Source organism: Streptomyces sp. NPDC087420 (genome assembly GCF_044744165.1).
Classification (GTDB): domain Bacteria; phylum Actinomycetota; class Actinomycetes; order Streptomycetales; family Streptomycetaceae; genus Streptomyces.
Genome location: NZ_JBIUXU010000001.1, coordinates 545,652 through 567,685, shown reverse-complemented (window position 1 = coordinate 567,685; position 22,034 = coordinate 545,652). Strand labels below are relative to the sequence as shown.

25 protein-coding genes and 1 pseudogene are annotated in these 22,034 nt (G+C 71.0%); 19 read left to right on the top strand and 7 right to left on the bottom strand.

Features of this window, described 5'->3' with window-relative positions; genetic code table 11:
- Window positions 1-35: 35 nt before the first annotated feature.
- From ACIO1C_RS02470 to ACIO1C_RS02445, 6 genes are all read left to right on the top strand, one after another.
- Window positions 36-398 carry an STAS domain-containing protein gene (locus ACIO1C_RS02470; RefSeq protein WP_401857479.1) on the top strand — a complete coding sequence of 121 codons (363 nt, stop codon included), beginning with the start codon at window positions 36-38 and terminating at the stop codon, window positions 396-398.
- A 71-nt stretch (window positions 399-469) separates the two neighbouring features.
- Window positions 470-1,120, top strand: a complete 651-nt coding sequence (locus tag ACIO1C_RS02465) for a response regulator (RefSeq protein ID WP_401857476.1) — start codon at window positions 470-472, stop codon at window positions 1,118-1,120.
- On the top strand, window positions 1,117-2,286 hold the full coding sequence (locus ACIO1C_RS02460) for a PAS domain S-box protein (RefSeq protein ID WP_401857473.1): 1,170 nt from the start codon (window positions 1,117-1,119) through the stop codon (window positions 2,284-2,286). The genes ACIO1C_RS02465 and ACIO1C_RS02460 overlap by 4 nt, the downstream gene beginning before the upstream one ends.
- A complete protein-coding gene (locus tag ACIO1C_RS02455) occupies window positions 2,283-2,687 on the top strand; it encodes a response regulator transcription factor (protein WP_401857471.1) in 405 nt (134 codons plus the stop codon). Before ACIO1C_RS02460 ends, ACIO1C_RS02455 begins: the two co-directional genes overlap by 4 nt.
- A gap of 153 nt (window positions 2,688-2,840) precedes the next feature.
- Window positions 2,841-3,254 carry an ATP-binding protein gene (locus ACIO1C_RS02450; protein ID WP_401857468.1) on the top strand — a complete coding sequence of 138 codons (414 nt, stop codon included), beginning with the start codon at window positions 2,841-2,843 and terminating at the stop codon, window positions 3,252-3,254.
- A gap of 57 nt (window positions 3,255-3,311) precedes the next feature.
- Window positions 3,312-3,863: a phosphatase PAP2 family protein gene (locus ACIO1C_RS02445; protein WP_401857465.1), complete on the top strand. Its 552-nt coding sequence runs from the start codon at window positions 3,312-3,314 to the stop codon at window positions 3,861-3,863.
- A gap of 54 nt (window positions 3,864-3,917) precedes the next feature.
- Here ACIO1C_RS02445 and ACIO1C_RS02440 read toward each other — a convergent pair whose 3' ends face one another.
- Window positions 3,918-5,477 carry an FAD-dependent monooxygenase gene (locus tag ACIO1C_RS02440; RefSeq protein WP_401857462.1) on the bottom strand — a complete coding sequence of 520 codons (1,560 nt, stop codon included), beginning with the start codon at window positions 5,475-5,477 and terminating at the stop codon, window positions 3,918-3,920.
- 162 nt (window positions 5,478-5,639) lie between these two features.
- On the opposite strand from ACIO1C_RS02440, the gene ACIO1C_RS02435 reads away from it, so the two are divergent.
- Window positions 5,640-6,236, top strand: coding sequence for a TetR/AcrR family transcriptional regulator (locus tag ACIO1C_RS02435; protein WP_401857459.1), 597 nt, complete (start codon window positions 5,640-5,642; stop codon window positions 6,234-6,236).
- Window positions 6,237-6,276: 40 nt separating this feature from the next.
- Here ACIO1C_RS02435 and ACIO1C_RS02430 read toward each other — a convergent pair whose 3' ends face one another.
- Window positions 6,277-8,073, bottom strand: a complete 1,797-nt coding sequence (locus ACIO1C_RS02430; RefSeq protein ID WP_401857457.1) for a CHAT domain-containing protein — start codon at window positions 8,071-8,073, stop codon at window positions 6,277-6,279.
- Window positions 8,073-8,492, bottom strand: a complete 420-nt coding sequence (locus ACIO1C_RS02425) for a hypothetical protein (RefSeq protein ID WP_401857454.1) — start codon at window positions 8,490-8,492, stop codon at window positions 8,073-8,075. The genes ACIO1C_RS02430 and ACIO1C_RS02425 overlap by 1 nt, the downstream gene beginning before the upstream one ends.
- A 491-nt stretch (window positions 8,493-8,983) precedes the next feature.
- On the opposite strand from ACIO1C_RS02425, the gene ACIO1C_RS02420 reads away from it, so the two are divergent.
- The gene (locus ACIO1C_RS02420; RefSeq protein ID WP_401857451.1) at window positions 8,984-9,937 is read left to right on the top strand and encodes an SDR family oxidoreductase; all 954 of its coding nucleotides are present in this window, start codon (window positions 8,984-8,986) and stop codon (window positions 9,935-9,937) included.
- A 2-nt stretch (window positions 9,938-9,939) separates the two neighbouring features.
- Window positions 9,940-10,785 (top strand): helix-turn-helix transcriptional regulator, encoded by an 846-nt coding sequence (locus tag ACIO1C_RS02415; RefSeq protein WP_401857448.1) that lies wholly within the window; start codon window positions 9,940-9,942, stop codon window positions 10,783-10,785.
- 7 nt (window positions 10,786-10,792) lie between these two features.
- On the opposite strand, the gene ACIO1C_RS02410 is transcribed toward ACIO1C_RS02415, so the two are convergent.
- Window positions 10,793-11,563 (bottom strand): TetR/AcrR family transcriptional regulator, encoded by a 771-nt coding sequence (locus ACIO1C_RS02410; protein WP_401857446.1) that lies wholly within the window; start codon window positions 11,561-11,563, stop codon window positions 10,793-10,795.
- Window positions 11,564-11,678: 115 nt separating this feature from the next.
- Here ACIO1C_RS02410 and ACIO1C_RS02405 point away from each other — a divergent pair, with 115 nt between their 5' ends.
- Entirely contained in the window at window positions 11,679-11,993 is a 315-nt protein-coding gene (locus tag ACIO1C_RS02405) for a putative quinol monooxygenase (protein WP_401857443.1), read from the top strand.
- Between the two features lie 29 nt (window positions 11,994-12,022).
- On the opposite strand, the gene ACIO1C_RS02400 is transcribed toward ACIO1C_RS02405, so the two are convergent.
- Window positions 12,023-12,652 carry a TetR/AcrR family transcriptional regulator gene (locus tag ACIO1C_RS02400; RefSeq protein ID WP_401857441.1) on the bottom strand — a complete coding sequence of 210 codons (630 nt, stop codon included), beginning with the start codon at window positions 12,650-12,652 and terminating at the stop codon, window positions 12,023-12,025.
- 70 nt (window positions 12,653-12,722) lie between these two features.
- Between ACIO1C_RS02400 and ACIO1C_RS02395 the strand changes: the two genes are divergently transcribed.
- The 4 genes from ACIO1C_RS02395 to ACIO1C_RS02380 all read left to right on the top strand — a co-directional run bounded on the left by ACIO1C_RS02395 (window position 12,723) and on the right by ACIO1C_RS02380 (window position 16,149).
- Window positions 12,723-13,601, top strand: a complete 879-nt coding sequence (locus ACIO1C_RS02395) for a ketopantoate reductase family protein (protein WP_401857438.1) — start codon at window positions 12,723-12,725, stop codon at window positions 13,599-13,601.
- A 472-nt stretch (window positions 13,602-14,073) separates the two neighbouring features.
- Entirely contained in the window at window positions 14,074-14,463 is a 390-nt protein-coding gene (locus tag ACIO1C_RS02390) for an SH3 domain-containing protein (RefSeq protein WP_401857435.1), read from the top strand.
- Window positions 14,464-14,687: 224 nt separating this feature from the next.
- Window positions 14,688-15,251, top strand: coding sequence for a papain-like cysteine protease family protein (locus ACIO1C_RS02385; protein WP_401857432.1), 564 nt, complete (start codon window positions 14,688-14,690; stop codon window positions 15,249-15,251).
- A 10-nt stretch (window positions 15,252-15,261) separates the two neighbouring features.
- The gene (locus ACIO1C_RS02380) at window positions 15,262-16,149 is read left to right on the top strand and encodes an LPXTG cell wall anchor domain-containing protein (protein ID WP_401857429.1); all 888 of its coding nucleotides are present in this window, start codon (window positions 15,262-15,264) and stop codon (window positions 16,147-16,149) included.
- 105 nt (window positions 16,150-16,254) lie between these two features.
- Here ACIO1C_RS02380 and ACIO1C_RS02375 read toward each other — a convergent pair whose 3' ends face one another.
- Window positions 16,255-16,668 (bottom strand): DUF4190 domain-containing protein, encoded by a 414-nt coding sequence (locus tag ACIO1C_RS02375; RefSeq protein WP_401857426.1) that lies wholly within the window; start codon window positions 16,666-16,668, stop codon window positions 16,255-16,257.
- Window positions 16,669-16,769: 101 nt separating this feature from the next.
- Between ACIO1C_RS02375 and ACIO1C_RS02370 the strand changes: the two are divergent.
- A pseudogene (locus ACIO1C_RS02370) lies at window positions 16,770-17,888 on the top strand (5-methyltetrahydropteroyltriglutamate--homocysteine S-methyltransferase); the annotation flags it as partial.
- A 162-nt stretch (window positions 17,889-18,050) separates the two neighbouring features.
- A complete protein-coding gene (locus ACIO1C_RS02365) occupies window positions 18,051-18,641 on the top strand; it encodes an SRPBCC family protein (RefSeq protein WP_401857424.1) in 591 nt (196 codons plus the stop codon).
- A gap of 63 nt (window positions 18,642-18,704) precedes the next feature.
- Here ACIO1C_RS02365 and ACIO1C_RS02360 read toward each other — a convergent pair whose 3' ends face one another.
- Window positions 18,705-19,304: a TetR/AcrR family transcriptional regulator gene (locus tag ACIO1C_RS02360; RefSeq protein ID WP_401857421.1), complete on the bottom strand. Its 600-nt coding sequence runs from the start codon at window positions 19,302-19,304 to the stop codon at window positions 18,705-18,707.
- A 108-nt stretch (window positions 19,305-19,412) separates the two neighbouring features.
- On the opposite strand from ACIO1C_RS02360, the gene ACIO1C_RS02355 reads away from it, so the two are divergent.
- Genes ACIO1C_RS02355 through ACIO1C_RS02345 form a run of 3 tightly spaced genes read left to right on the top strand, consistent with a single transcriptional unit; the run spans window position 19,413 to window position 22,023 of the window.
- The gene (locus ACIO1C_RS02355; protein ID WP_401857418.1) at window positions 19,413-20,285 is read left to right on the top strand and encodes an NAD(P)H-binding protein; all 873 of its coding nucleotides are present in this window, start codon (window positions 19,413-19,415) and stop codon (window positions 20,283-20,285) included.
- Window positions 20,285-21,574, top strand: coding sequence for an alpha/beta hydrolase family protein (locus ACIO1C_RS02350; RefSeq protein WP_401857415.1), 1,290 nt, complete (start codon window positions 20,285-20,287; stop codon window positions 21,572-21,574). The genes ACIO1C_RS02355 and ACIO1C_RS02350 overlap by 1 nt, the downstream gene beginning before the upstream one ends.
- Window positions 21,571-22,023, top strand: a complete 453-nt coding sequence (locus tag ACIO1C_RS02345) for a nuclear transport factor 2 family protein (protein WP_401857412.1) — start codon at window positions 21,571-21,573, stop codon at window positions 22,021-22,023. The genes ACIO1C_RS02350 and ACIO1C_RS02345 overlap by 4 nt, the downstream gene beginning before the upstream one ends.
- Window positions 22,024-22,034: the final 11 nt, after the last annotated feature.

The following is a 22,034-nucleotide window of genomic DNA, read 5'->3' as shown; positions in this document are numbered from 1 at the left end:
GTCGACAACTGGTGTCCACGCACTAAGCAGAGGTCATGATGCGACACGCGACGGCCTTCGTGGCTTCGCACGCCGTCACGCGCGCGGGCGACGCACGCGTCACCCTCACCGGCGAGCTCGATCACACCACCGCCCCTCAGGTACGCGAAGCGGTGGCGGCCTGCATGGCGGAGCGGCCGAAGAGCCTGCGCCTCGATCTGAACGGGGTCGGTTTCTGCGACTGCTCCGGGCTCAGCGTTCTGCTGGAAACACGGCTGTCTGTCCTCCTGGCCGGCGCGGATCTGGTGGTGGCGGGGATCGGCGCCCAGTTGGCGCGGCTGATCTCCCTGATCGGGGCCGGCGATATCCTGGCCGAGGGGCGTGTGAGTGCGGACTCGATCCTGGCTCGCAGCGAATGAGGACCGCCGGCCGTACGGGCCCGGTCCCCCCTGTCATGATCGTACGGCCCTCCACCAGCAAGGACACGCTCATGCCCACACCGCCAGGCCGACCGGTCCGCGTCCTGTTGGTGGAGGACCACGACATGGTGGCCGAGGCGATAGGCCTGGCTCTGGAGCGCTCCCCCGGTCTGGAGATCGTGGGGCGTTCGGCTTCGGTGGCGGCGGCGCTGGCCGACGCGGAATCGCACCAACCGGATGTTGTCCTGCTGGACCGGCGGCTGCCGGACGGCGACGGCATCTCCGCCATCGCCGGTCTGGAGAAGCTCGTTCCGCACGTGCGCGTCCTCGTCCTGACGGGCGAGGGCAGCGCGTCGGTGGCGGCACGGGTGGCGGAGGCGGGCGGGGCCGGTCTGTTGCTGAAGTCCAGCGGCCTGGGCGAGCTGGAGGACGCCGTACGACGCGTGGCGGCCGGCGAAATGGTCTTCAGCCAGGACCTGCTGGGCAACGTACTGGGGCGGTTGAGCGGCAGGACGCCGGTGCTCGGCGCCACGCTGACCCCCCGGGAGCGGGAGACCCTCGACCTGCTGGGCGAGGGGTTCACGACCTCGGACATCAGCGTCCGGCTGGGGGTCGCTCTCAACACGGGACGCAATCATGTCCAGCGCGTTCTGGAGAAGCTGGGGGCGCGGTCCCAGCTGGAGGCCGTGACGATCGCGCGCCGCGAGGGGCTCCTCACGTGACCCCGCACCCGCCGCCGCGGGAGCTGCCCCGGAAGCAGGCGGCTCCGCTGGCGGACGCGGCGTTCACGCTGCTCGTGCAAGGGGTGCTCGACTACGGCATCTTCATGCTCGATCCCCAGGGCTATGTGATCAGCTGGAACGCGGGGGCGGAGCGGATCAAGGGGTACTCCGCCGCGGAGATCGTGGGGAACCACTTCTCGGTCTTCTATCCGAACGAGGACAAGGCGTCGGGCAAACCGCAGTGGGAGCTGGAGACCGCCGTCGCCGACGGCAGACTCGAGGACGAGGGCTGGCGCATCCGTAAGGACGGCTCACGGTTCTGGGCGAACGTGGTGATCACCGCGTTGTGGGACGACAAGGGCCGGCTGGCCGGTTTCGGCAAGGTGACCCGCGACATGTCGGAACGGCGGGCCGCGCAGAACGCGCTCAGCGAACGGCGGCGGTTGTTCGACCACCTCGTCCAGGCCCAGGAGACGGAACGCCGCCGTATCGCCTGGGACGTCCACGACGACTCCATCCAGGCCATGGTCGCCGTGGGCATGCGGCTCCAGTTGCTGACGGAGCGGATACCGGAGTCGTACGCCGCGGAACTGGAACGCCTCGACCTGTCGGTGCGCGGCGCGATCAGCCGGCTCCGGAACCTGACCTTCCGGCTGCACCCGCCGGGGATCGACCGCAGCGGGCTGGTCGAAGCGCTCTCCAACCACCTGACCGAGGTGTCCGACTCCTGGAAGATGACTCCCTCGTTCGAGCACCGGCTCGACCGTGAACCCGGGCCCGAGACGGCCATCACCATCTTCCGTATCGTCCAAGAGGCGCTGCTGAACGTGTACAAGCACGCTCGCGCGAGCACCATCGCCGTCCGGGTCGAGTCGTCCGACGGGGGCATCGTGACCAGCGTCGCCGACAACGGCAACGGGGAGCCCATGGCGCGGGACGCCGGCCGCGATCATTTCGGGATCATCGAGATGCGGGAGCGGGCGGAGACGGCCGGGGGCTGGTGGTCGATGCGCAGCGAACCGGGGGTCGGGACAACGGTGGAGTTCTGGGTGCCGAGCCCGCCGGCCGCTGCGCGGGCGGAACCGGTGGGGCCGGTGAAGCCGGTGGACCCGGCGGACCCTGCTGACCCTGCCGACCCGGCGGAGCCTGCGGGCGAGCCGCGGTGACAGCGGTCCGCCCCGCCGGCAGCCCGCTGAGCGTGCTCCTCTGCGACGACAACGACATGCTGCTGGACATCCTGTGCGAGGTCGTGGACGCGCAGCCCGATCTGCGCGTCGTGGGCACGGCGTCGGACGGGGAGCAAGCGGTCCGGCTCGCCCTCCGTCATGAACCGGACGTGGTCGTCCTGGATGTCCGGCTTCCCGGCGGCGGTCCGCATGTCGCCCGGGAGATCGCACGATGCTCACCGAACAGCCGCGTCGTGGCGTTCTCCGCGTACAGCGACACGAGCTCGGTCGAGGGAATGATGCGCGCCGGCGTCTCCGCGTACGTCCTCAAGGGTGTCACCAACCGTGAGTTCCTCGGCGCGCTGCGCCGCGCGGGACAGGTCTCCGACGACGTTTGTTGAAGCTGGCCGGGACCCGGGGACCGCGCGGCCGACTGGCCCGGCCGAATGGGGGTAAAGGGCGAGGAGATCACAGCGCCGCGCCGGCGCGGACCGGCCCGCACAGGGGGAGATCGCATGCACGGGGTTCACGACACAGCAGACGGCCACAGAGTCATGACGCGGGCACCCCGGGGCGGTGCCGCCTTCGACGGGGAGCCGGGGATGATCGCGGCGGCGCGCCGCCTCACGCGCGAGTTCCTGACCCGGGTCCAGGGTGAGTACGGCGTCCCGGTGTCGTCCCGGCTGGTCGGTGATACGCAGCTGGTGGTGAGCGAACTGGTGACCAACGCGAGCAAGTACGCGCCCGGCCCGTGCCTGCTGGACCTCCAGCTCCTTCCCGACGCCGTCGAGATCACCGTATGGGACAGCGCGTCGGCTCTGCCGATCGCGCGGGCGGCCGAGCCGGGGCGTATCGGGCAGCACGGCATCGAAATAGTGCTGGCCCTGTGTGAAGGATTCGACGTCCGGCGCGAACCCGTCGGCAAGAGGATCAAGGTCCGTCTCGCCCTGACGGACGGACTTCACTGACCCGTGAGGGCGGCGGCTGATCCAGGAAGGCATCCCATCGCGGGGAGGGACAAGGACATGGGCAGGATCCTCGCAGTGGTGCGGCGGCACGACCACCGGCTGACCAGGCGGATCGCGGCGTGGCACCACCCGTGGATACGGACGGCCCTGCCGGCGGTGCAGGACGCGGCCGAACACACCGCGCTGTGGTGGGGAGCGGCCGCGGTCATGGCCACCACGGGCGGACGGCGGGGCCGTAACGCCGCGGGGGCGGGACTGGCCGCGATGGGCCTGGCGGAGGCGTTGTCCAACACGGTCGGCAAACAGCTGGTCGAGCGGCGCCGTCCTCCCAAGGAATGGATTCCGAACGCGGAAGTGGAGGAGCGGCCGACCAGTTCCTCCTTCCCCTCCGGTCACACGGCGGCGGCCATCGCCTTCGCGGCGACCGTCACCGTCGTATGGCCACCTGCCGGAGCCGTCTGCGTGCCTCCCGCGCTGGCGGTGGCGCTGGGACGGGTCCACAGCGGAGCCCACTACCCGACGGACATCGCCGCCGGAACCTTCATCGGCCTGGCGGCGACGGCTCTGGTCCTCACCGCCAAGCACCGGGCCACAGAACGCTGGCGGTGACCGTCCCCCGCCCCTTTTGATCGCTTGGCGAGCATCCCCTCACCTGGCGTTCCCTCATCCGGGGGGTGTCATGGTCAGAATGGCTCTTTGGGCGCGGGGCAGGAAGTCCCCGGTGGAGAGGTGACCGATGTGGCCGATGTAGCCGTCGGGACGGATGAGGAGCAGGGTGTCCTCGGTCAGTCCGTAGACACGCGCGGTCGTCCGGCGCGGGTCGGCCAGGACCTGGTCGGCGTGTCTGGCGTACCCGGCACCTTCACCGAGGGCGATACGGGTCAACGGAGCGCCGGCTTCGGGCCATTCGAGGCGGTCGAGGGCCTCGGCGGCACGGGTGCCGTACGCCAGCGCGGTGAAGTGCGGGCCCTGGAAGAGGTCGAACAGTCTGACCGGCCGTCCGTCGCGATCCGCCGGACGGGAGTCCGGGGCGCGGTCTCCCACCCGCAGCTTCTTCGTCGCGTCGCTGTGAGCGGGGGCGGCGAGCGGGCCGCCGTGGTAGGTCAGGGCGAGCTGCTGCTCGTCCTTGCCCCGGCGGATGCTCGAAGGGTCGAGCTTGGCGATGCCGTCGTACTTCTTGGTCGACAGGTTCAGCACGCTCTCCGCGATCGGCAGCCGCTCGGCCTCGTAACTGTCCAGCAGCGCGGCGTCGGCCCCCGCCAGGACCTGTGACAGCTTCCAGCCGAGGTTATACGCGTCCTGGAGGCCGGTGTTCAGCCCCTGGGCGCCGGCCGGGGTGTGCACGTGCGCGGCATCTCCGGCGAGGAAGACGCGTCCCCGCCCGTAGCTCTCCGCCAGACGGATGTTGGGCCGGAACACCGAGGTCCACCGGATGCCGGTCAGCGCGACGCGCCGGTTTCCGGTGTGCGAGCGGATCCGCTCATTGATCTGTGGCTCGGTGCTCGGCGGGTCCTCGTCTTCCGCCAGCCGGATCATCCACTGGAACAGGCAGCTGTGCGGGAGGGGGCAGGCGCCGACAAATCTGCCACCGGCGCCGGGCCACACGTGCCACCGGTCACGGGACAGGCCCGTGGTGGCGGCGTCCACGAGCAGTATCCGGTCCTGTTCGTCCGTCGAGCCGAGGAATCCGACGGCCAGTTGTTTGCGGACCCGGCTGAAACCGCCGTCGGCACCCACGACATGGCGGGCGACGATCCGCTCGATCCCGTCGGGCCCTTCCACATCAGCTGTCACAGCGCCGGGCCCCTGCACCAACTCGACCAGCTCCGTCCCGAACTCCACACGGCGGCCGAGGCTTTCCAGACGGGCGTGCAGGGCGCGGTCGGTACGGAACTGCGGGATCAGCCAGGTGTTCGGGTACGGAACGTCCACGCCGGCCCGCGCCTTGCGCACCATGCGCCAGGGCACGGTCACCGGCCCCAGATGAACACCGAGCGACGGGAAGCTGCCGCCACCTTCCAGGATGTCGTCAAGTGCCCCGAGATCTTCGAGCACTTCGAGGGAGCGCGGCTGAATCCCCTTGGCCCGCGAACCGTCAAAGGCGTGCGGTGACTTGTCGATGACGCGGAGGGAGTGGCCACGGCGTGCGAGATCGATCGCCAGGGCGGAGCCGGTCGGACCGGCCCCGACGATCAGGACGTCGACGGCGCGGAGATCGTTCACGTTCATAATGGCTACACTGTTGCCAGTATGCGCGTGGTGTCAAGTCGCGGGCATACTTCCGGGGTGCAGACATCACGTGAGCAACCGCGACGTAGCGGGCCACCCGCGCGGCGCTCTCCGGGCCGCCCACCGGTCCCCCCGGACCGGATCGTCGCCGCGGCGATGCGGATCGTCGACGAGGAGGGCGCCGAAGCCCTGTCGATGCGAACGCTCGCGAAGCACCTGGGCTCCGGTACGGCGACGCTGTACCGCCATTTCGACAATCGGGCGGAGGTTGTCGCCCAGGTGGCCGACCGGCTGTTCGGCATGATCGAAGTCGAGCCGCAGCCCGCCGCCACCGAGTGGCGCGAGGCCTGCCGCACCATGATGGAGAACGTGTTCGCGGTCCTGCGCCGCCATCGCAGGGTCGCGCCCCTCCTGATGGAGGAAACCCCTGCCGGCCCGAATGCGAGGGCGGTCCGCGAGCGCTGCGTCGGCATCCTGCTGGACAACGGTTTCCCGCCGAAGACCGCCGCACAGGCGTACGCGACACTGGCCCGCTACGTGCTGGGCTTCGCGATGCAGCTCGGAGAACAGGGACGGCCCGGCGACAAGTCCGCCGACGAGCGAGCAGCCACGCCCGTCCACCCCGCGGACCCGTCCCTGTACCCGGCCACGACGAGGGTGGCCGCTTTCCTTCCGGTGCCGCTGGAGGACGAGTTCTCCTTCGGACTCGGCCTGCTCATCGAGGGCCTCGCCCAACTCCGCGACGGCGTCTGACCTCGGAGTCGTACCTCCGGGGTGCCCCGGTCCCTGACCGTCACGCGCCGAAGTGGGTGAAGGAACCCCAGGCCGTGGGACGGGCTCCGGCGGCCGCCGCCTGTGTCACCGCTGTGCCGAGTGCGGCGGAGGGGAGGACTCCCCGCCGGAGTTCCTCGTGGAAGGTGGACATCAGCCGGATGGTCTGTTCGGAGTCCGGTACGGCCCAGAGCGCGGCGATCACGGAGCTTGCCCCCATGGCCAGCAGCGCGGCGGGGAAGCCGAGTTGTTCGCCGGGGAGCCGGATGCCGATGCCGGCCAGGTGGCAGGCGGACAGGACGACGGTGGTTCCGCGTCGCAGGTCGTGTCCGAGGAGCGAGGACAGGGGCAGTGGTTGGCCCAGGAGGATCGTGGACTCCAGTGGATGGTGCGCGTCGAGGGATCCGTGGCCGGCGAGATGGATGAGGTTGGCGGACGTCATCTGTTGGGCCAGGCCCTCCGGTGCCGGGCCCGTGGGGCGGGCGACGCCGCTGGAGGACCGGCCGAGACCGCGCAGGCGCTCCGGTCCTTGGGGGTCGGCTGCGGCCGTGTTCTGGTCCCGGAGGATCGTGGGGGTCACGCCGTGGACGGCTGCGATCGCGCGGGCCTCCGGCACGGTGAAGGGGATCGGTTTGCCGCCGGCCCCGTCGTGGTACCAGGGGTCGGCCACGATCAGGGGGTCGATGCGTGAGGGCCGGGGCCATGCCGCCGCGAACATCAGGGCGTTGCCGGAGGGGACGACGGTGAGGTCGAGGAGGCCGCATACGGGGATGCCGTCCACCGGCGCGGTGTACAGCGGCAGGAGGGCGCTCTGCCCCAGTGGTACGAGGGCGACGCGGCCCCCCATGAGGTCCGGCCAGGCGTCGAGTACGGGTTTCCACACCGCGTCCGTGACGGCGGCCTGCGCCTCGCGGACCGCCCGGTCACGGGCCTTGACCAGCGGCGGTTCCGCCGCCAGGGACGCGCGTAACGTGTCGAGTCGGGCCTGGACCGCCTCAAGTCCCAGGCCGGGCAGGGCGATGCTCTCGCACAACCGCCGGCCGCTCCCCGGCGCCTCCAGCCGTATCGCCGTACCGCCCCGGACTCCGGGTGCGAGGTAGAGGACCGAGCGCGACGTCTTGTCCGCGGCGAGCACGGCGGACACGGTGCGAGCCCCCGAGTGGAGAGCGTCTCCGCTCGACAACTCTTCGAGCGTCAGGTCCAGTTCCTGGACCATCATCAGGTCGGCGTGGGCCCGCAGGGCCACGACGGTGTCCACGCCGGTGGGCAGATCCAACTCCCGCTCGGCCGCGGCCCGCACACTGCGGCGGAGCCTGCGCACGCGGCGTTCGGCGCCCTCTCCGCCGAGAAAGGTGGACAGTTCGCGGGCGATGGTACGGTCATTCATCTGACGACCCGTCAGGCCTTCCGCGACCAGGTAGCCCACGAGCGGCACGCCGGAACGGTGCGCCACGTCCACGGACATGTCCGCCATCGCCTGGATGTCGGGCAGCGCGTCCTCGGGGAACGTCACGCCGTTCTTCGTGTTCTCGGCGTCGATGACGGCCACCGCGCTGACGAACAACAGGCTGGAGACGGACGCGAAGAACCACTGGCCCAGTTCGGCGTGCACGCCGAAAGAGATGCGGGCCGTCCGGAAGACGAGCCGGGCGAACGCGGGGTCACCTTGGACCATCTTGTCCATGCTGTGCCGCATGAGCCGCCAGATGTCGTCCGCCACGGCGGCGGACCCGTCGCGCCGTCCCCGTTCCTGCAACGCGTTGACGGCCTGTTGGATCCTGTTGAACTCAGCCTCCTGGGGTGACGTGAACAGCCCCATCACCCGGCCGCACGGGACGGGCCGTTCATCGCGGACACGACGGCGCCGGTGAGGGCCGCCGTATCAAGAACGGGCCTGCCGTCGGGTCCGGGGGCGGAGCGGATCTCGATACGGGTCTCGGCCCCGGCCTCGCCGGTGATCGTGAGGACGAGCGGCGGCGCAGGCCCGTCGACGGCGGCGCGGAACCCGAACCAGACGGCGGCTCTCTGGACGAATTCCTTGATCCGGTCACGGGCGAGGTAGACGCCCACCACGTTGGCCGTGACGGCCAGCCCCTCGTTGCCGAGGGACACCGCGGCCTGCGCCACCGACGCCCACTGGTCGCCGGAGCGGGATCCGGCTTCCACCTCGTCGAAGTCCGCCCTGTCGAGCAACTCCCAGAAATCATCCGGTACATGCACAAACATGTGGTCGCCCATGACGCCGAGGGTAGCCGTCCGCGCACGACCGGGAGGAGGTTTGCGCGAACCGCCCCGGCCCGGTCACCAGCCCGTCGGGCCGGGTGGCGCCGTACGGTCTCCACCTGTCCCGGCGCCACGGCCTCGACCGCTTCCCTTCCGGCCGCCGTCAGCTTGATCATGGTGGCGCGCGCGTCGGTGCTGCGGTCCCAGCCGATACGGCGGCCCCGGGTGCGCCGCATCTGGAGACAGGTGCGCCAGACGCGGTCCTCGCGTGGGTCCAGCCATCGGAGCTTGGCCATAGGACCAGGCCATCCGGTGATTGCTGACACGTCAGCATCGAGCCGCGCACCCGGCCCGGCAAGATTGTTTCGGTGTGGTGGTGCGGTGTGGCGGGGGGTGGTCGTCGTTATCCACGGACAAGCTGTCCCTGAATGTGGTGGTGGGAATCCGGCAGGCTGAGGGGGAGCCCAGGAATTCTCTCAGCAGGCAGCGCGAAGGAGCCGATCGAAATGGCCAGGACCACTTACGAGATCCCCGATCAGGCCGGGAAGCTGGCCGTGGTGACCGGTGCGAGTGACGGGCTGGGACTGCAGATCGCCCTCCGGCTCGCCTCGGCCGGGGCGGAGCTGGTGCTGCCGGTCCGCAACCCGGCCAAGGGCGCCGCGGCGGTCGAGCGCATCCGGGCCGCGGCGCCGCGTGCCAGGGTCACCACGAGGGACCTCGACCTCGCGTCCCTGGAGTCGGTGCGCGCCCTGGGCGACACCCTCCTCGCGGAGGGCCGGCCGATCGACATCCTGATCAACAACGCCGCGGTCATGACCCCGCCGACCCGGCATGAGACCCAGGACGGGTTCGAATTGCAGTTCGGAACCAACTTCCTGGGCCACTTCGCACTGACCGCCCGCGTCTTCCCCCTGCTGCGCGAGGCCTCCGCACGGGTGACGTCCCTGTCCGCGCTCGCCGCGCGTCTGGGGTCCTTCCAGTGGGACGACCTTCAGTACCGGGGCACGTACAAGGCGATGAAGGCGTACGGACAGTCCAAGCTGGCCCAGATGCTCTTCGCACTCGAACTGGACCGGCGCAGCCGCGCGGCCGGCTGGGGCATCGCCTCCAACACCGCGCACCCGGGCCTGACGGTGACCAACCTGCAGACCTCGGGGTGGAACATGGGCAGCGACAAGATCAGTATGCGTACGAAGAGCTTCCGGATGGCCCCGAGGATCCTCCCCTTCCTGGTCCAGTGGCCCGAGACCGGGGCCCTGCCCACCCTCTACGCGGCGACCGGCCCCGCCGCGCGCGGCGGCGCCTTCTACGGACCCGGCGGCTTCGGCCACTTCACCGGCGGACCCGCCGAACAACCCCTCTACAAGACCGCCGAAGACCCCGAGGCGGCACGCCGGATCTGGGCCGAGGCCGAACAACTCACCGACACCGCCTTCCCGGCGGTCTCGGCGGCCCGCTGACCATGGACCGCGACCAACTCGCCGACTTCCTGCGCACCCGCCGGGAAGCACTGCAACCCGAGGACGTGGGGCTCCCCCGGGGCAAACGCCGGCGTACCGGCGGACTGCGCCGCGAAGAGGTCGCGGCCCTGTGCGGCATGTCGGCCGACTACTACAGCCGCATCGAACACCACCGCGGCAGCCGCCCCTCCGAACCCATGCTCGCCGCCATCGCCCGGGGCCTGCACCTGTCCCTGGACGAACGCGACCACCTGTTCCGCCTGGCCGGGTACCCCACACCCGCCCGCGAGCTGCGCATGGAACACGTCGACACCGGCCTCATGCGCGTGCTGGACCGGCTCCAGGACACCCCGGCGCAGGTGGTCACGAGCCTCGGCGAAACCCTGCTCCAGACCCCGCCGGCCGTCGCGCTGCTCGGCGACGAGACCGGCTACACCGGCCTCGACCGCAGCATGTTCCACCGCTGGTTCACCCGCCCCGACACCCGCCGGATCTATCCGCGCGAGGACCACGACACGCACAGCCGGGCCTTCACCGCCGACCTGCGCTCCCTCGCCGCCCGGCACGGCCCCGCCAGCCGCGCCGCCGACCTCGCGCACAGGCTCCTCGACACCAGCCCCGAGTTCGCCCGGCTCTGGAGCGAGCACGAGATCACAGCGGAGCGCGGCCACCTCAAACGCGTCAGGACCGCCGAACTCGGCGTGATCGAGGTGTACTGCCAGATGCTCTTCGACCTCGATCAGGACCAGGCCCTGCTGATCTTCACCGCCACACCGGGCAGCGAGAGCCACGAAAAGCTCCAGCTGCTCTCCGTGATCGGCGCCCAGCAACTCCCCACCCGCCCGTGAGGAGTTGTCAGGAGGCGGGCGGGCGGGCCGTGATGCCCGCGACGATGAGGTCGATGCCGGCGACGAACTGCGCGCGGTCGTCGTGTGCGAGGCCCTGGTCCGCGAGCGCCCGGGTGAAGGGGTAGCCCTCGGGGCTGAGCTGTTTCCATGCCTCCGCCACGGTGCCCAGGTAGGCGCCGCGGTCGGCTTCCGGTCCGAGATCCCGGGCCCGTACGAGGTTCGCGGCGTTCTGTCCGGCGGCGCCGAGGATGTAGTGCATCAGGGCGGACGTCGCGGTGAACCAGCTGCTCGGGGGTACGTCCAGGGCGTACACCTGGCGGCCGATGGCCTCGAAGAGGCGGGTGGTCACCGGGCTGGCGGGGTGGTGGGAGAGCTGGGCGGTGAGCTGGGGGGCGAGCCACGGGTGCCTCTCGATGGCGTCGAAGAGGCCGAGGCCTACGTCGTGGATCCGCCCGGCCGTCCCCGCCGTCCCCGCCGTCTCCGCCATCCCCGCCATCCCCGCCGACCCTGCCGTCCCTGCCGTCTCCGCCGTCCCCGCCGACCCCGTGGCCAGCGCGACGGTGACGGCGTGGTCCGTGGCCGCGGCCAGCAGTTCGGTCTTGCCTGCCACATGCCAGTAGATCGCCCCGGGGCCGGTGGCCAGGCGTTCGCTGAGCGCCCGGAAGGTCAGTCCGCCCTCGCCCGCCGTGTCCAGCAGATCGACGGCGGCCTCGACGATCTGCTCGCGGGAGAGGGGGCTGGTACGCCGCTCGGGCTTCTTGCGCGTCGGTGGTGTCACGCCGCCATTTTGACATGACTGGAGCGCCGTTCCATACTCGCCATGGAACGGCGTTCCATCGACGCCGGGGCCGGGCTCGCACCCGACGCCCCGCCGCGAAACGGAAAGAGGAATCATGGCACTGCAAGATCAGCCCGCGTACCTCATCAGGATGCGCGCCAAGCCCGGACTCGGCGACAAGCTGTTCGCACTGGCCACGGAAGGGATGGAGAGGTCGGGGTCCTCCGACCGGTTCATCCTCGCCCGCGAGGACGCCGACCCCGACGTCCTGTGGAACATGGAGGTGTTCCGGAGCGTCGAGGCCAAGGAGGCGTACGAGAACAGCCCTCTCGCCGACGAGCTGCGCGACGAGATCATCGGCCTCCTCGCCGAGCCGCCCCGGCGGATCGAGGTCCACCCCTACTCCGCCCTGCCCGCCGACCCGGCCTGAGCGCGACGAGGGCGCCCACCGAACGGTCGTCAGGTCATGGTCGGTGGCGCGCTCATCGCCGCCGCCAGGAATGTGATGGCCCAGCGCCGGGCCGCCTCACCCTCCGCCGGGGACAGGCCCGCCGGGGGGTGCCGGTTGTAGACGTCGACGCGGTCCACCGCCGTCACGGCGAGGATCCCCCGCATCCGGAACCACAGCTCCTCCGCGGAAAGACCGGGCAGCGCGCGCCCGAAGGCCGCCAGGTACCGATCGCGGACCTCGTTCTCGGCCGGACCGGTCCAGCCGCGCATCTCCTCGGCCGGGTCGCCGATGATCGTCACGATCAGCCGGGACGTCCGGGCGCCACCCTCGTCACCGGCCGGCATCCCGTCGAACAGCGGCCCCGCGAAAGCCTCCACCAGTGCGGCGGCCGTCGGGGCTCGCGGCCCGGCGAGCAGCCGGTCGAGCCCGGCGCTCTGCGCGGCGTTGATGGGCCCGATCACGCGGCGCACGACCTCGCCCAGAAGCTCCGCCTTCGAGCCGAAGTGGTACGCGACGGCGGCCAGGTTCGCTCCGGCGAGGTCCGTGATCGCGCGGACCGAGGTGCCGCGGAAACCACGCTCGGCGAAGAGGTGCTCGGCCGCGTCGAGGATCTGGGTGCGGGTGTCGCGTGGCGCCATGGGCACGTACTATACATACGTTTGAATCAAACGAACGTATGATTGAAGCGTACGCGCAGAAGTGGGTGCCATGAAAGTGCTCGTATACGGCGCCGGGGTTCTCGGCAGCCTGTTCTCCGCCCGCCTGTACGAGGCCGGGCACGACGTCTCGCTCCTCGCCAGGGGCGAACGCCTGGCCGCCCTGCGGCAGTACGGCGTACAGCTCGCCGAGGGGGACGGCCCGGCCGTCAGGCGGGTGCCGGTGCCGGTGGTCGAGCACCCGGCCGGCGGGTACGACCTGATCGCCGTCTTCGTCCGCACCCACCAGGTGGACGCGGTGCTGGAGTCACTCGCCGGTCTTGGGGGCGACGTGCTGTTCCTGCTCAACTGGGCGGCCGGCGCGGAGCCGCTGGGCGCGGTCATCGGCCATGAGCGGGTATTGCTCGGCTTCCCCGCGGCCGGCGGCACGATGGACGGCGACGTGGTCCGCCACCGCGCGCCCGGCTTCGTGACCCGCCGGGTCGCGATGCCGGTCGGCGAACCCGACGGCCGTACCACCCCGCGACTGGAACGGATCGTGGGGGCGTTCCGCACCGCCGGGATCAACGCCAAGGCCGAGCCGCGGATGGATGCCTGGCTCAGGACGCACGCCGCGTTCGAGGTGCCACTCGGGCAGGCGGTGCACGCGGCGGGCGGCCCGGTGGCGCTCGCCGACGATCCGGACGCGGTCCGCGGCATGCTCCACGTCATGCGGCGGAACCTGGCGGCGCTGCCGACGCCGCCGGTCCCTCGCGGGTTCGTTGTGCTGCGGACCCTGCCGGAAGGGCTGCTCGTGGCCCTGCTGCGGCGCTTCCTGCGGAGCCCGACGGCCGTACACAGCGGACTCAGCGCCGCCTCGCCCGCGGCGGCGGCCGAACTGGAGCGGCTGGCCGAGCAGATGCGTGCCCGGGTGAGGGGCGGCGGGCGATAAGGGCCTGAGCCGTCGGCCCGGTGCCGCTCGGTACGGAGGTCCCCCTGGACGCCCCCGGCGCGGTCATCTGACGCGGCGGCGGCCGGACGGTGGGCGGGAGCCCGTCCTGCCGCTGGGGCGACTTCTCACCCCGGACCGGCAGCTGGACATCCGCGAGGAGGAGGTTCCGCACGAGGGCGCGGCCGTCACCCGCACCTGGCGGTACGCGCGGGGTCGGACTGACAACTCGCCGCCGGGACAAGGACGTTCAGGGGACGCGACTTCGACCCCATCCCGGGCCGAACGACAACAGGACGGGGAGGGCCGGGTAGTCGCGCCATTGAGCCGGACGGCGCCCCGCCGGTGGCGCCATCCGGGTGGGAACGGGCGTTTCCCGAGCGGGAACAGCGCCTCGCCGGGCTGTGCCCGTGCCATGAAGGTATCCAGCCGGGGAACGCAACCCGGAGTTCATCGACAGCAAGAGGAAACCGTCATGAGCGCACCGACCATCGCGCACCGGGCCATCTCCGTACTCGCCGGGGTTCTGCTGGCGGGGACGGCCCTGGCCGCCCCCGCCGTCGCCACGGGCCACGAGCCGGGCCCGGGCCCGGCGTCCTCCACCACGCAGGCCGAGCCCTCCGCGGCCGTCGTCTACAAAGGCCGGGTCATCGCGAGGCCGGCCGTCAACGTACGGCCGAACCCGAACAGCGGCAGGCCGCCCGTCAAATCCATCCCGTACGGCACCATCATCGAACTGGCCTGCAAGGTCAACGGTGAGCTCGTGGAGGGAAACCCCCGCTGGTATCTGCTGAAGGACAAAAGCGGCTGGGTCGCCGCCCGCTGGATCGAGAACGTCACCGCGGCACCGCACGAGTGCCCGTGACCCACTGACCGCCCGGCGCCCCCCGTCCTCGGCGGGGGGGGCGCCGGGCGCTGTCGGGCAGCCCTGGCAGACCGCTGCCCACCCATCCGCATGATGAGCCGACAAATAATCAGTAAGGGGTCAATTTCAGCAAGTCCCTTATATGTCTCCGACATGATGCGCTGTCATATTCCTGCCAGATTGCCCCGTTCATCTCGTTGTACCCATCAGGGGAAGGCAGGAAAATGGGCAGGTTCAGGTACGGAACCACCGCGTCGGCCATCGCGCTGGCCGCCTTGGGATCGCTCGTCGCCGCGGGAGGCACGGTTCACGCGGAAGCGGGCCAGGACACCATCACCATGCTGAAGCAGGAGAAGAGCCAGTGGTGCTGGGTCGCCTCCGGGCTGACCATCGCCAAGTTCCAGGGCTTCGGATCCACACAGACGGACTTCTGCGACCGGGCCCAGCCCTACTACGGCTGCAACAACCAACCCGCCACGCTCGACGACATGGCAAGGGGCTGGAGCAGCCTCGGCATGACCCATACCGGTTCGGGCCTGAGCAGCGCGGCCACGTTCGACCAGGTGCACACCGACGTCAAGGCGGCCCGGCCGATCGGTGCCCGCATCGGGTGGACGTCCGGTGGGGGCCACATGAATGTGATCTACGGCTTCGACACGTCGAACAACACGATCGCCGTGGCCGACCCGTGGCCGGACACCACCACGTACACGTGGTGGAAGTACGGCGACTACGTGAGCAACAGCTCGTCCAAGTGGACCCATTCCCGCATCGGTATCTCCCGCTAAGGCAGGCGACATGCGCGACACCAGTAACACCCGCGGCACCCGAATGTCCGGCAAGCGGGCGGCCCGCGTCTCCCGACTGTCCGTCGTCCTCGCGGTGAGCGCGTCCGCGCTGCTGTCCGTGGTCGGTCCGGCGTACGCGGCCCCGGCCAAGGACCCGCTCCCGGCGGACATCCCCGACTACCGGGCCGCCCTCGACGCGGTGAAGTCCGCCGACGTCCGCGACACCGTCTGCCGCTTCCTGCGTACTCCGGTACCCACCGGCGACGCCGGCGGTCCCGTACAGACGATCCCCGAAAGGGCCGAGCCCTGCCAGGGCCTCCCCGCCTTCACGATCAAGGACCCGCTGGCGCGGAACGAGATCACCCCCGGTTTCGCCGCCGGAACCGCCCAGCCACTGCCCACCGAGGCGATCACCCTGACAGGACTGGTCTCCTCACTGAGCACCACCGTCAACGGCCGCAACGCCACCGTCCTGCTCGCCCCCACCCAGGGCGGCGGCTGGCACCTGGCAGCCGTACGTGACGGCGACAGCGAGGCCGGATACGCCGGCAGGGCCACCGTGGGCACACTGGTCTTCACCGAACCCCAGATCCGCGGCTGGTACCAGCTCAAGCTCACCACCGTCGAACCACTCAACGACCAGGCCCGCCAAGGACTGGGCGGCAAGGCGTCGGTATCGCTCAGGGACTACCAGAAACTGGTCAAGGCCCGCTACGCCGACAAGCTGCCCGGCTCGGAGTACGACTCCAAGGGCTACTCCAGCGGCTACGACCTCCAGCGCGCGGAGACCGGCTCCTCACCCTCCACCCTGCTCCTCGCCGGCGGATCCGGCACGGCACTCGCCCTCGCGGGCGGCGCCACCGTACTCCTCCGGCGCCGACGCGCAAGCACCCTCTGAACCCACTCCCGTACGCCCCAGCGCTCCGTCCCGGCAGCCGGCCGGGACGGAGCGAGTCCCCGCCCGGCCCGAGCCTCTCGGGCCGGGCGGCAGGCCGAAGAGTGGTCAGTTGTTGACGTCGTCCGAGTAGTCGTCCGCACACTTGTCCTTCTCGGACTGGCTGTTCGCGTGATTCACACAGTCGTTGAAGTCCTTGAACTCGTCCGAGTTCAGCAGCGACACACCGACCGTGACGATCACCGCCGAAACGATCAGTCCCAGGGCCCCCAGCACCGCGCCGACGATGGCCATCGTGCGGCGGGGCGCCCGGCCGCCACGAGCGCGGCGCGCGCCGAGAACACCGACCACGATCGCCGCCAGGCCCAGCAGGATGCCCCCGATGACCGTCCAGAACAACACACATGCGGCGATCCCCAGAACCAGGGCGGCGACCGCGAGGCCGTTGCTCCGCGCGGGGGCCGGATCGGTGTGGAGTTGCCCGTCGTGGGCCGACTGCTGCGGGTAGTTGGGCATGGACATCGGTCTCACACTCTTCTCTTCTGCTCGTCGTCCCATTCGTGTCTCCCCCGTGTGCCCATCAACTGGCCCCGCACGCCTGTTCGTTGAGCCAGCTCGCACCTCATGGCGCGGCGGTCGAGGCCGACGCGCCGGACGGCTACCTCGCGATGCCGTTCGCGTGCGGATGTCCCGGTGACTTCAAGGAAGCCCTCGCTCTCGGTCTCACCGCCCGCCCGGTCCTCGTCGGCCCCGTCACCTACCTGCTGCTGGCCGAGCCCACCCCCGGTGTCGCCCCGGACTTCGAGCCGCTGACGCTGCTGGACCGGCTGCTCCCGGTGTACGCGCGGGTGCTCGCCGACCTGCGCGCGGCCGGCGCCGAGTGGGTCCAGCTCAACGAACCCGCCCTGGTCCAGGACCGGTCACCGGCCGAACTGAACGCCACAACCCGCTCCTACCGTGACCTCGGTACCGCCACCGACCGGCCCAGGCTGCTGGTGGCCTCGTACTTCGGGCGGCTCGGCGAAGCGCTGACCGTCCTGGCCGAGGCACCCGTCGAAGGGCTGGCGCTCGACTTCACCGAGTCGGTCGCGGCCAACCTCGACGCCCTCGCGGCCGTCGGCACCCTCTTCGGCCTCGCCGACCGCGTGGACGTCTCGGCGTCGTCCTCGCTCCCGCACGTACCGCTGGACGCCACCGCCGAGCGTGACATCGATCCGCAGATCGCCCGCCGGCTCGCCTTCGCCCGGCAAAAGACAAAGGAGATCGCCGTCCTGGCGCGCGGGCCGACCCTGGGTACGGACACCATCGCGGCCGAACTCGCCGCGAACCTGGCCTCCCGGGCCCGGTCGGCACTGACCCACGACCCTGCGGTAGGCGCCCGTACAGCCGCGATCACCGACGCCGACGGACGGCGCTCCCGGCCCTACACCGAGCGGATCGCCGCCCAGCGGGCGCACCTGGGCCTCCCCCTGCTGCCGACGACCGCGATCGGCTCGTTACCGCAGACCACCGAACTGCGCACGGCGCGCGCCGACTTGCGCACGGGCAAGATCGACACCGCCGGGTACGAGGACCGGATCAAGGACGAGATCCGGGAGGTCCTCTCCTTCCAGGAGAAGGCCGGCCTCGACGTGCTGGTGCACGGCGAGCCCGAACGCAACGACATGGTCCAGTACTTCGCCGAACAGCTGACCGGCTACCTCGCGACGGAGCACGCCGCACATGAACAGCGGGGAGCGAAGCGCCGTCGGTCGCACGAGCGGGGTCCGAGATGCCCCAGCGGGTTGCGTTCCTTCATAGCGGGAGTTACAGTCTCTAACATAAGTGAATGACAGTAACAAACGCCCGCCTTCCACCCGCACCCCGCGAGCGCCCACCCCGCTCCCGACTCGAAGGAACACGTCATGCGCGCTCTCCACGCCGCCCCGCTCGCCGCCCTCTCCGCAGTTCTGGTCGCCGCCGGCGCCGGTCCGGCCTTCGGGCACTCGGACAACCACTCGCACCATCGCCCCGGCACGTCCTCGCACAGCCGGTCGCTCACCTGTGCCGGCGTGCACCCCGACGAGACCGCACCGGTGATCACCCGCAAGAGCATCGTGATCGACGCGCCGCTGGACACGGTCTGGCAGGTGCAGACGGACGTCGAGAACTGGCCCGCCTGGCAGCCCAAGGTCACCTCGCTGACCAAGGACACGCCCGGCGCGCTGCGGCCCGGCTCGGTGTTCCGCTGGGCGACCGAAGGTCTGGACATCACGTCCACCGTCAAGAAGGCCGAGTACGGAAAGTGCCTGGCGTGGGGAGGCCCGGCCCAGGGCATCGACGCCATCCACGTATGGACCTTCATCCCCGTCAAGGGCGGCGTGCTCGTGCGAACCGAGGAGTCCTGGACCGGCGCACCCGTGGTCGCGAACGCCGCCGCCCTGCAGACGGCCCTCGACACGTCACTCCAGAACTGGGTCGACAACCTCAAGCACGAAAGCGAGAGCCACTCCTGACGCCTGATCACCCACCGGCATCGGCCGGGAGAGCGCGCCGCCCGGCCGACCGGGTTCACCCCCTCACGCGTCGGCGTTCTGCTGCACCGCGCCCATCGTCAGTTCGGTGAGCCGGTCGAGGTAGCTGTCGTCCACCGGCCGGGCATGGGTGAGGCGCCAGAAAACCGGTGCGATGGTCAGGTCCAGGACCAGGTCGACGTCGTCGGCGGCCAGCTCGCCCCGGTCGCGTGCCCGGTGCAGCGCGGCGCGGGCCCAGGTCACGCGCGGGCCCGTGACATGTTCCGCCACCGCCTGGGCGAGCAGCGGGTGGCGGTCGGACTCGGCGATCAGATCGGGCAGTACGGCCCTGATGCGCGGGTCGGTGAGCCAGTCGAAGGCCGCCTGCATCACCGCCCGTACGTCATCGCGCAGGGACCCGGTGTCCGGGGCGGGGCCGATCGGGATGCTGAGCTCAGCCAGCCCGTCGACGACCATCTCCAGCTTGGACGGCCAGCGCCGGTAGATCGCGCTCTTGCCGACATCGGCGCGCTTCGCCACGCCGTCGATCGTCAGGCGGGCGTAGCCCGACTCCACCAGCAGGTCGATGGCCGACTTGATGATGACATCGGTGACCGCCTGATTGAACACGGCAGAGCCTGTAGGGCTGCGTCGGGGCTTCGTCATGCGTTCATCCTAGCTCTGGACGGGACGGTATCGTCCCGGCCGTGCTACGGTCCAATGAAACGGACGGGACGGTATCGTCCCGTCCAGGTAAATGGGGAGGATCAGCTCATGCGGACTGTTCTTGTCACGGGCGGAACCGGAACCACCGGCCGTCGTGTCGCCGCCTTTCTGCGCACTCGGGGCGTCAAGGTGCGGACGGCCAGCCGCCATCCGGTGGCCGGCGACGACCAGCATGTGATCTTCGACTGGGCCGACCCCGGGACGTTCGCCGCGGCGGTGGACGGCGTGGACCGGGTGTTCCTGGTGGCCCCGCTCAGTGATTCCGACCCCGCCTCGGCCGTCGGTGGCTTCCTCGACACGGCCGTCGCGGCCGGCACCCGACGGGTGGCGTTGCTGAGCGCGTCCGCGGTGACCGACGGGCCGTCGGGACTGGGCGCCCTGCCGCCGTTGGTACGGGCCCGGGTCCCGGAGGTGGCGGTGCTCCGGCCCTCCTGGTTCATGCAGAACTTCGTCGGGAACCACCCCATCGCGGTCGGGATACGGGAACGCGGTCGGATCACCACCGCCACCGGTCGCGGACGGGTGGCCTTCATCGACCCGGACGACATCGCCGCCGTAGCCGGTCAGCTGCTGTTCGGCGAGTCGATCCCCGACGGTGAGCTGATCCTGACCGGCCCGCAGGCCCTGAGCTACGACGAGGCCGCCACCATGGTCGGGGAGGTCACCGGCACCCCGGTGCACCACACCTCGATCACGGCCGGGGAGCTGACCGCGGCGATCGAGGCCGGCGGAGTGCCCCACGACTACGCCCGGGTGCTCGCCGGCATGGACGAAGAGATCGCCGGAGGCAGCGAGGAGCGGATCACCACGACCGTGCGGGACGTGACCGGCCGGGCGCCTCGCTCGTTCCGTGACTTCCTGATCGACGCCCACCGGACCCACCCGGCCCACTCGGCCCACCCGGCGCGGGCGGTGGCCTGATGCGCCCCGTGCTGTTCGCCGACGACCGGCAGTTCTGGTTCGAAACGCTGCGGATTCTCGGACACGCCGCCTACGGCGGATCCGACATCGGGGAGGTGCTGACCACCGCCGAGGCGATCACTTCCGCCGACTACGACAGCTGGCACGACGCGTGGCGGGCGACCGCCGACCGGGTCGGCGCCGAGGCGGCGGCCGGCCTGGCCGCGGGGCACCGGGTCAGCGCCCGCGACGGCATGCTCCGCGCGGCGACGTACTACAGCACTGCCGAGTTCTTCCTCCACGGCGACCCCGGCGACCCCCGGATCAACGACGCCTACGAGCGCGGCGCCGCCTGCTTCGCCACGGCGGCGGGCCTGTACCGGCCCGCGATCGAGCCGGTGCGGATCCCGTACGAGGGAACCGTACTGGAGGGCTGGTTCTACCGGCCCTCCCTCGACGGGGCCCCGCGTCCGACGGTGGTGATGCACAACGGCTTCGACGGAAGCGCCGAAGAGCTGCACTACCTGGGCGGGCTGGCGGCCCTCGACCGCGGGTACAACGCGCTGTCCTTCGACGGCCCCGGACAGCCCAGCGCCATCCACCGCCGCGGCCTGGTGCTGCGCCCCGACTGGGAGCACGTGGTCGGCCCGGTCCTGGACCACCTCGAAACCCTTCCCGGTGTCGACCACGACCGGGTCGCGCTGATGGGGGTCAGCCTGGGCGGAATGCTCGCCCCACGGGCCGCCGCACACGAACCGCGCCTGGCCGCCGTGGTCGTCGTCGACGGTGTGTACGACGCCGCCGAGGCGCTGACCGGACTGCTGCCCCTGCCCCGGGCGGAGGTCGAGCGACGCGCCCGCGCCGATCACGACCCGGCCTTCGACGACCTGCTCGAACGCGCCGCGGCGGACAGCCCCACCCTGCGGTGGGCGTTCGGTCACGGCCGCTACGCCACCGGCAGCGCCACCTCGCGGGAGTTCCTCGCCCGCTACCTGGACTACCACCTGCGCGACGGAGTCGCCGAGCGCGTCAGCTGCCCGGTGCTGGTCTGCTCGGCGGGCGACGACCTGTTCTTCGCCGGCGACGGGACAACAAAGCCCCAGCCGCAGGAGCTGTACGACCATCTCACCGCCCCCGCGGACCTGCGGCACTTCACCGCGGCCGAAGGCGCCGACGCCCACGGCCACGCGGGTGCCGAACGGCTCGCCATGGCCCGGGTCTTCGACTGGCTCGACACCACCCTGGGCCACGCCGATGACGGCCGGCCCGACCACACCACCAGCGCTCAGCACCTTACGGAGATCTCATGAACCTGCGGGAAATCAGCGACCGGATCGAGATACAGGACGTCGTCCACCAGCTTGTCCGGGCCTTCGACCGCCGCGACTGGCACACCGTCGAGCACGTGCTCGCCGACAGCGTCGTCTCGGACTACACCGCGATGCTGGGCGGTGAAGCGCAGTCGCGCACCGGAGCCGAGCAGACCCGGCACTACCAGGAGCAGCTCGAACCCCTGGACGCGACGATGCACGCGGCCACGACGCTGCTGGTCGACCTCGACGGCGATCGCGCCACGGCGAGCGTCAACATCCTCACGTGGCTGCGCCGCGAAGCCGCCCACGACGGCCCGTTGTGGTCCAACGGCGCCGCCGGGGAGATCCAGCTGGCGCGCACCGAGGGCCGCTGGCGCATCAACCGGATCACCGTGCGGCCCGCCTGGGCCGAGGGCAATCGAGGCGTCCTCGACCCCGCCCGCTGAGCCGGAACCGA

Excerpts from the sequence above, each read along its gene's own strand:
- ACIO1C_RS02470 (WP_401857479.1), top strand. The coding sequence starts at position 36 with ATGATGCGACACGCGACGGCCTTCGTGGCTTCGCACGCCGTCACGCGC.
- ACIO1C_RS02465 (WP_401857476.1), top strand. The coding sequence starts at position 470 with ATGCCCACACCGCCAGGCCGACCGGTCCGCGTCCTGTTGGTGGAGGAC.
- ACIO1C_RS02450 (WP_401857468.1), top strand. The coding sequence starts at position 2,841 with ATGACGCGGGCACCCCGGGGCGGTGCCGCCTTCGACGGGGAGCCGGGG.
- ACIO1C_RS02445 (WP_401857465.1), top strand. The coding sequence starts at position 3,312 with ATGGGCAGGATCCTCGCAGTGGTGCGGCGGCACGACCACCGGCTGACC.
- ACIO1C_RS02435 (WP_401857459.1), top strand. The coding sequence starts at position 5,640 with ATGCGGATCGTCGACGAGGAGGGCGCCGAAGCCCTGTCGATGCGAACG.
- ACIO1C_RS02430 (WP_401857457.1), bottom strand. The coding sequence starts at position 8,073 with ATGGGGCTGTTCACGTCACCCCAGGAGGCTGAGTTCAACAGGATCCAA.
- ACIO1C_RS02425 (WP_401857454.1), bottom strand. The coding sequence starts at position 8,492 with ATGGGCGACCACATGTTTGTGCATGTACCGGATGATTTCTGGGAGTTG.
- ACIO1C_RS02420 (WP_401857451.1), top strand. The coding sequence starts at position 8,984 with ATGGCCAGGACCACTTACGAGATCCCCGATCAGGCCGGGAAGCTGGCC.
- ACIO1C_RS02415 (WP_401857448.1), top strand. The coding sequence starts at position 9,940 with ATGGACCGCGACCAACTCGCCGACTTCCTGCGCACCCGCCGGGAAGCA.
- ACIO1C_RS02405 (WP_401857443.1), top strand. The coding sequence starts at position 11,679 with ATGGCACTGCAAGATCAGCCCGCGTACCTCATCAGGATGCGCGCCAAG.
- ACIO1C_RS02400 (WP_401857441.1), bottom strand. The coding sequence starts at position 12,652 with ATGGCGCCACGCGACACCCGCACCCAGATCCTCGACGCGGCCGAGCAC.
- ACIO1C_RS02395 (WP_401857438.1), top strand. The coding sequence starts at position 12,723 with ATGAAAGTGCTCGTATACGGCGCCGGGGTTCTCGGCAGCCTGTTCTCC.
- ACIO1C_RS02390 (WP_401857435.1), top strand. The coding sequence starts at position 14,074 with ATGAGCGCACCGACCATCGCGCACCGGGCCATCTCCGTACTCGCCGGG.
- ACIO1C_RS02385 (WP_401857432.1), top strand. The coding sequence starts at position 14,688 with ATGGGCAGGTTCAGGTACGGAACCACCGCGTCGGCCATCGCGCTGGCC.
- ACIO1C_RS02380 (WP_401857429.1), top strand. The coding sequence starts at position 15,262 with ATGCGCGACACCAGTAACACCCGCGGCACCCGAATGTCCGGCAAGCGG.
- ACIO1C_RS02375 (WP_401857426.1), bottom strand. The coding sequence starts at position 16,668 with ATGTCCATGCCCAACTACCCGCAGCAGTCGGCCCACGACGGGCAACTC.
- ACIO1C_RS02365 (WP_401857424.1), top strand. The coding sequence starts at position 18,051 with ATGCGCGCTCTCCACGCCGCCCCGCTCGCCGCCCTCTCCGCAGTTCTG.
- ACIO1C_RS02360 (WP_401857421.1), bottom strand. The coding sequence starts at position 19,304 with ATGACGAAGCCCCGACGCAGCCCTACAGGCTCTGCCGTGTTCAATCAG.
- ACIO1C_RS02355 (WP_401857418.1), top strand. The coding sequence starts at position 19,413 with ATGCGGACTGTTCTTGTCACGGGCGGAACCGGAACCACCGGCCGTCGT.
- ACIO1C_RS02350 (WP_401857415.1), top strand. The coding sequence starts at position 20,285 with ATGCGCCCCGTGCTGTTCGCCGACGACCGGCAGTTCTGGTTCGAAACG.
- ACIO1C_RS02345 (WP_401857412.1), top strand. The coding sequence starts at position 21,571 with ATGAACCTGCGGGAAATCAGCGACCGGATCGAGATACAGGACGTCGTC.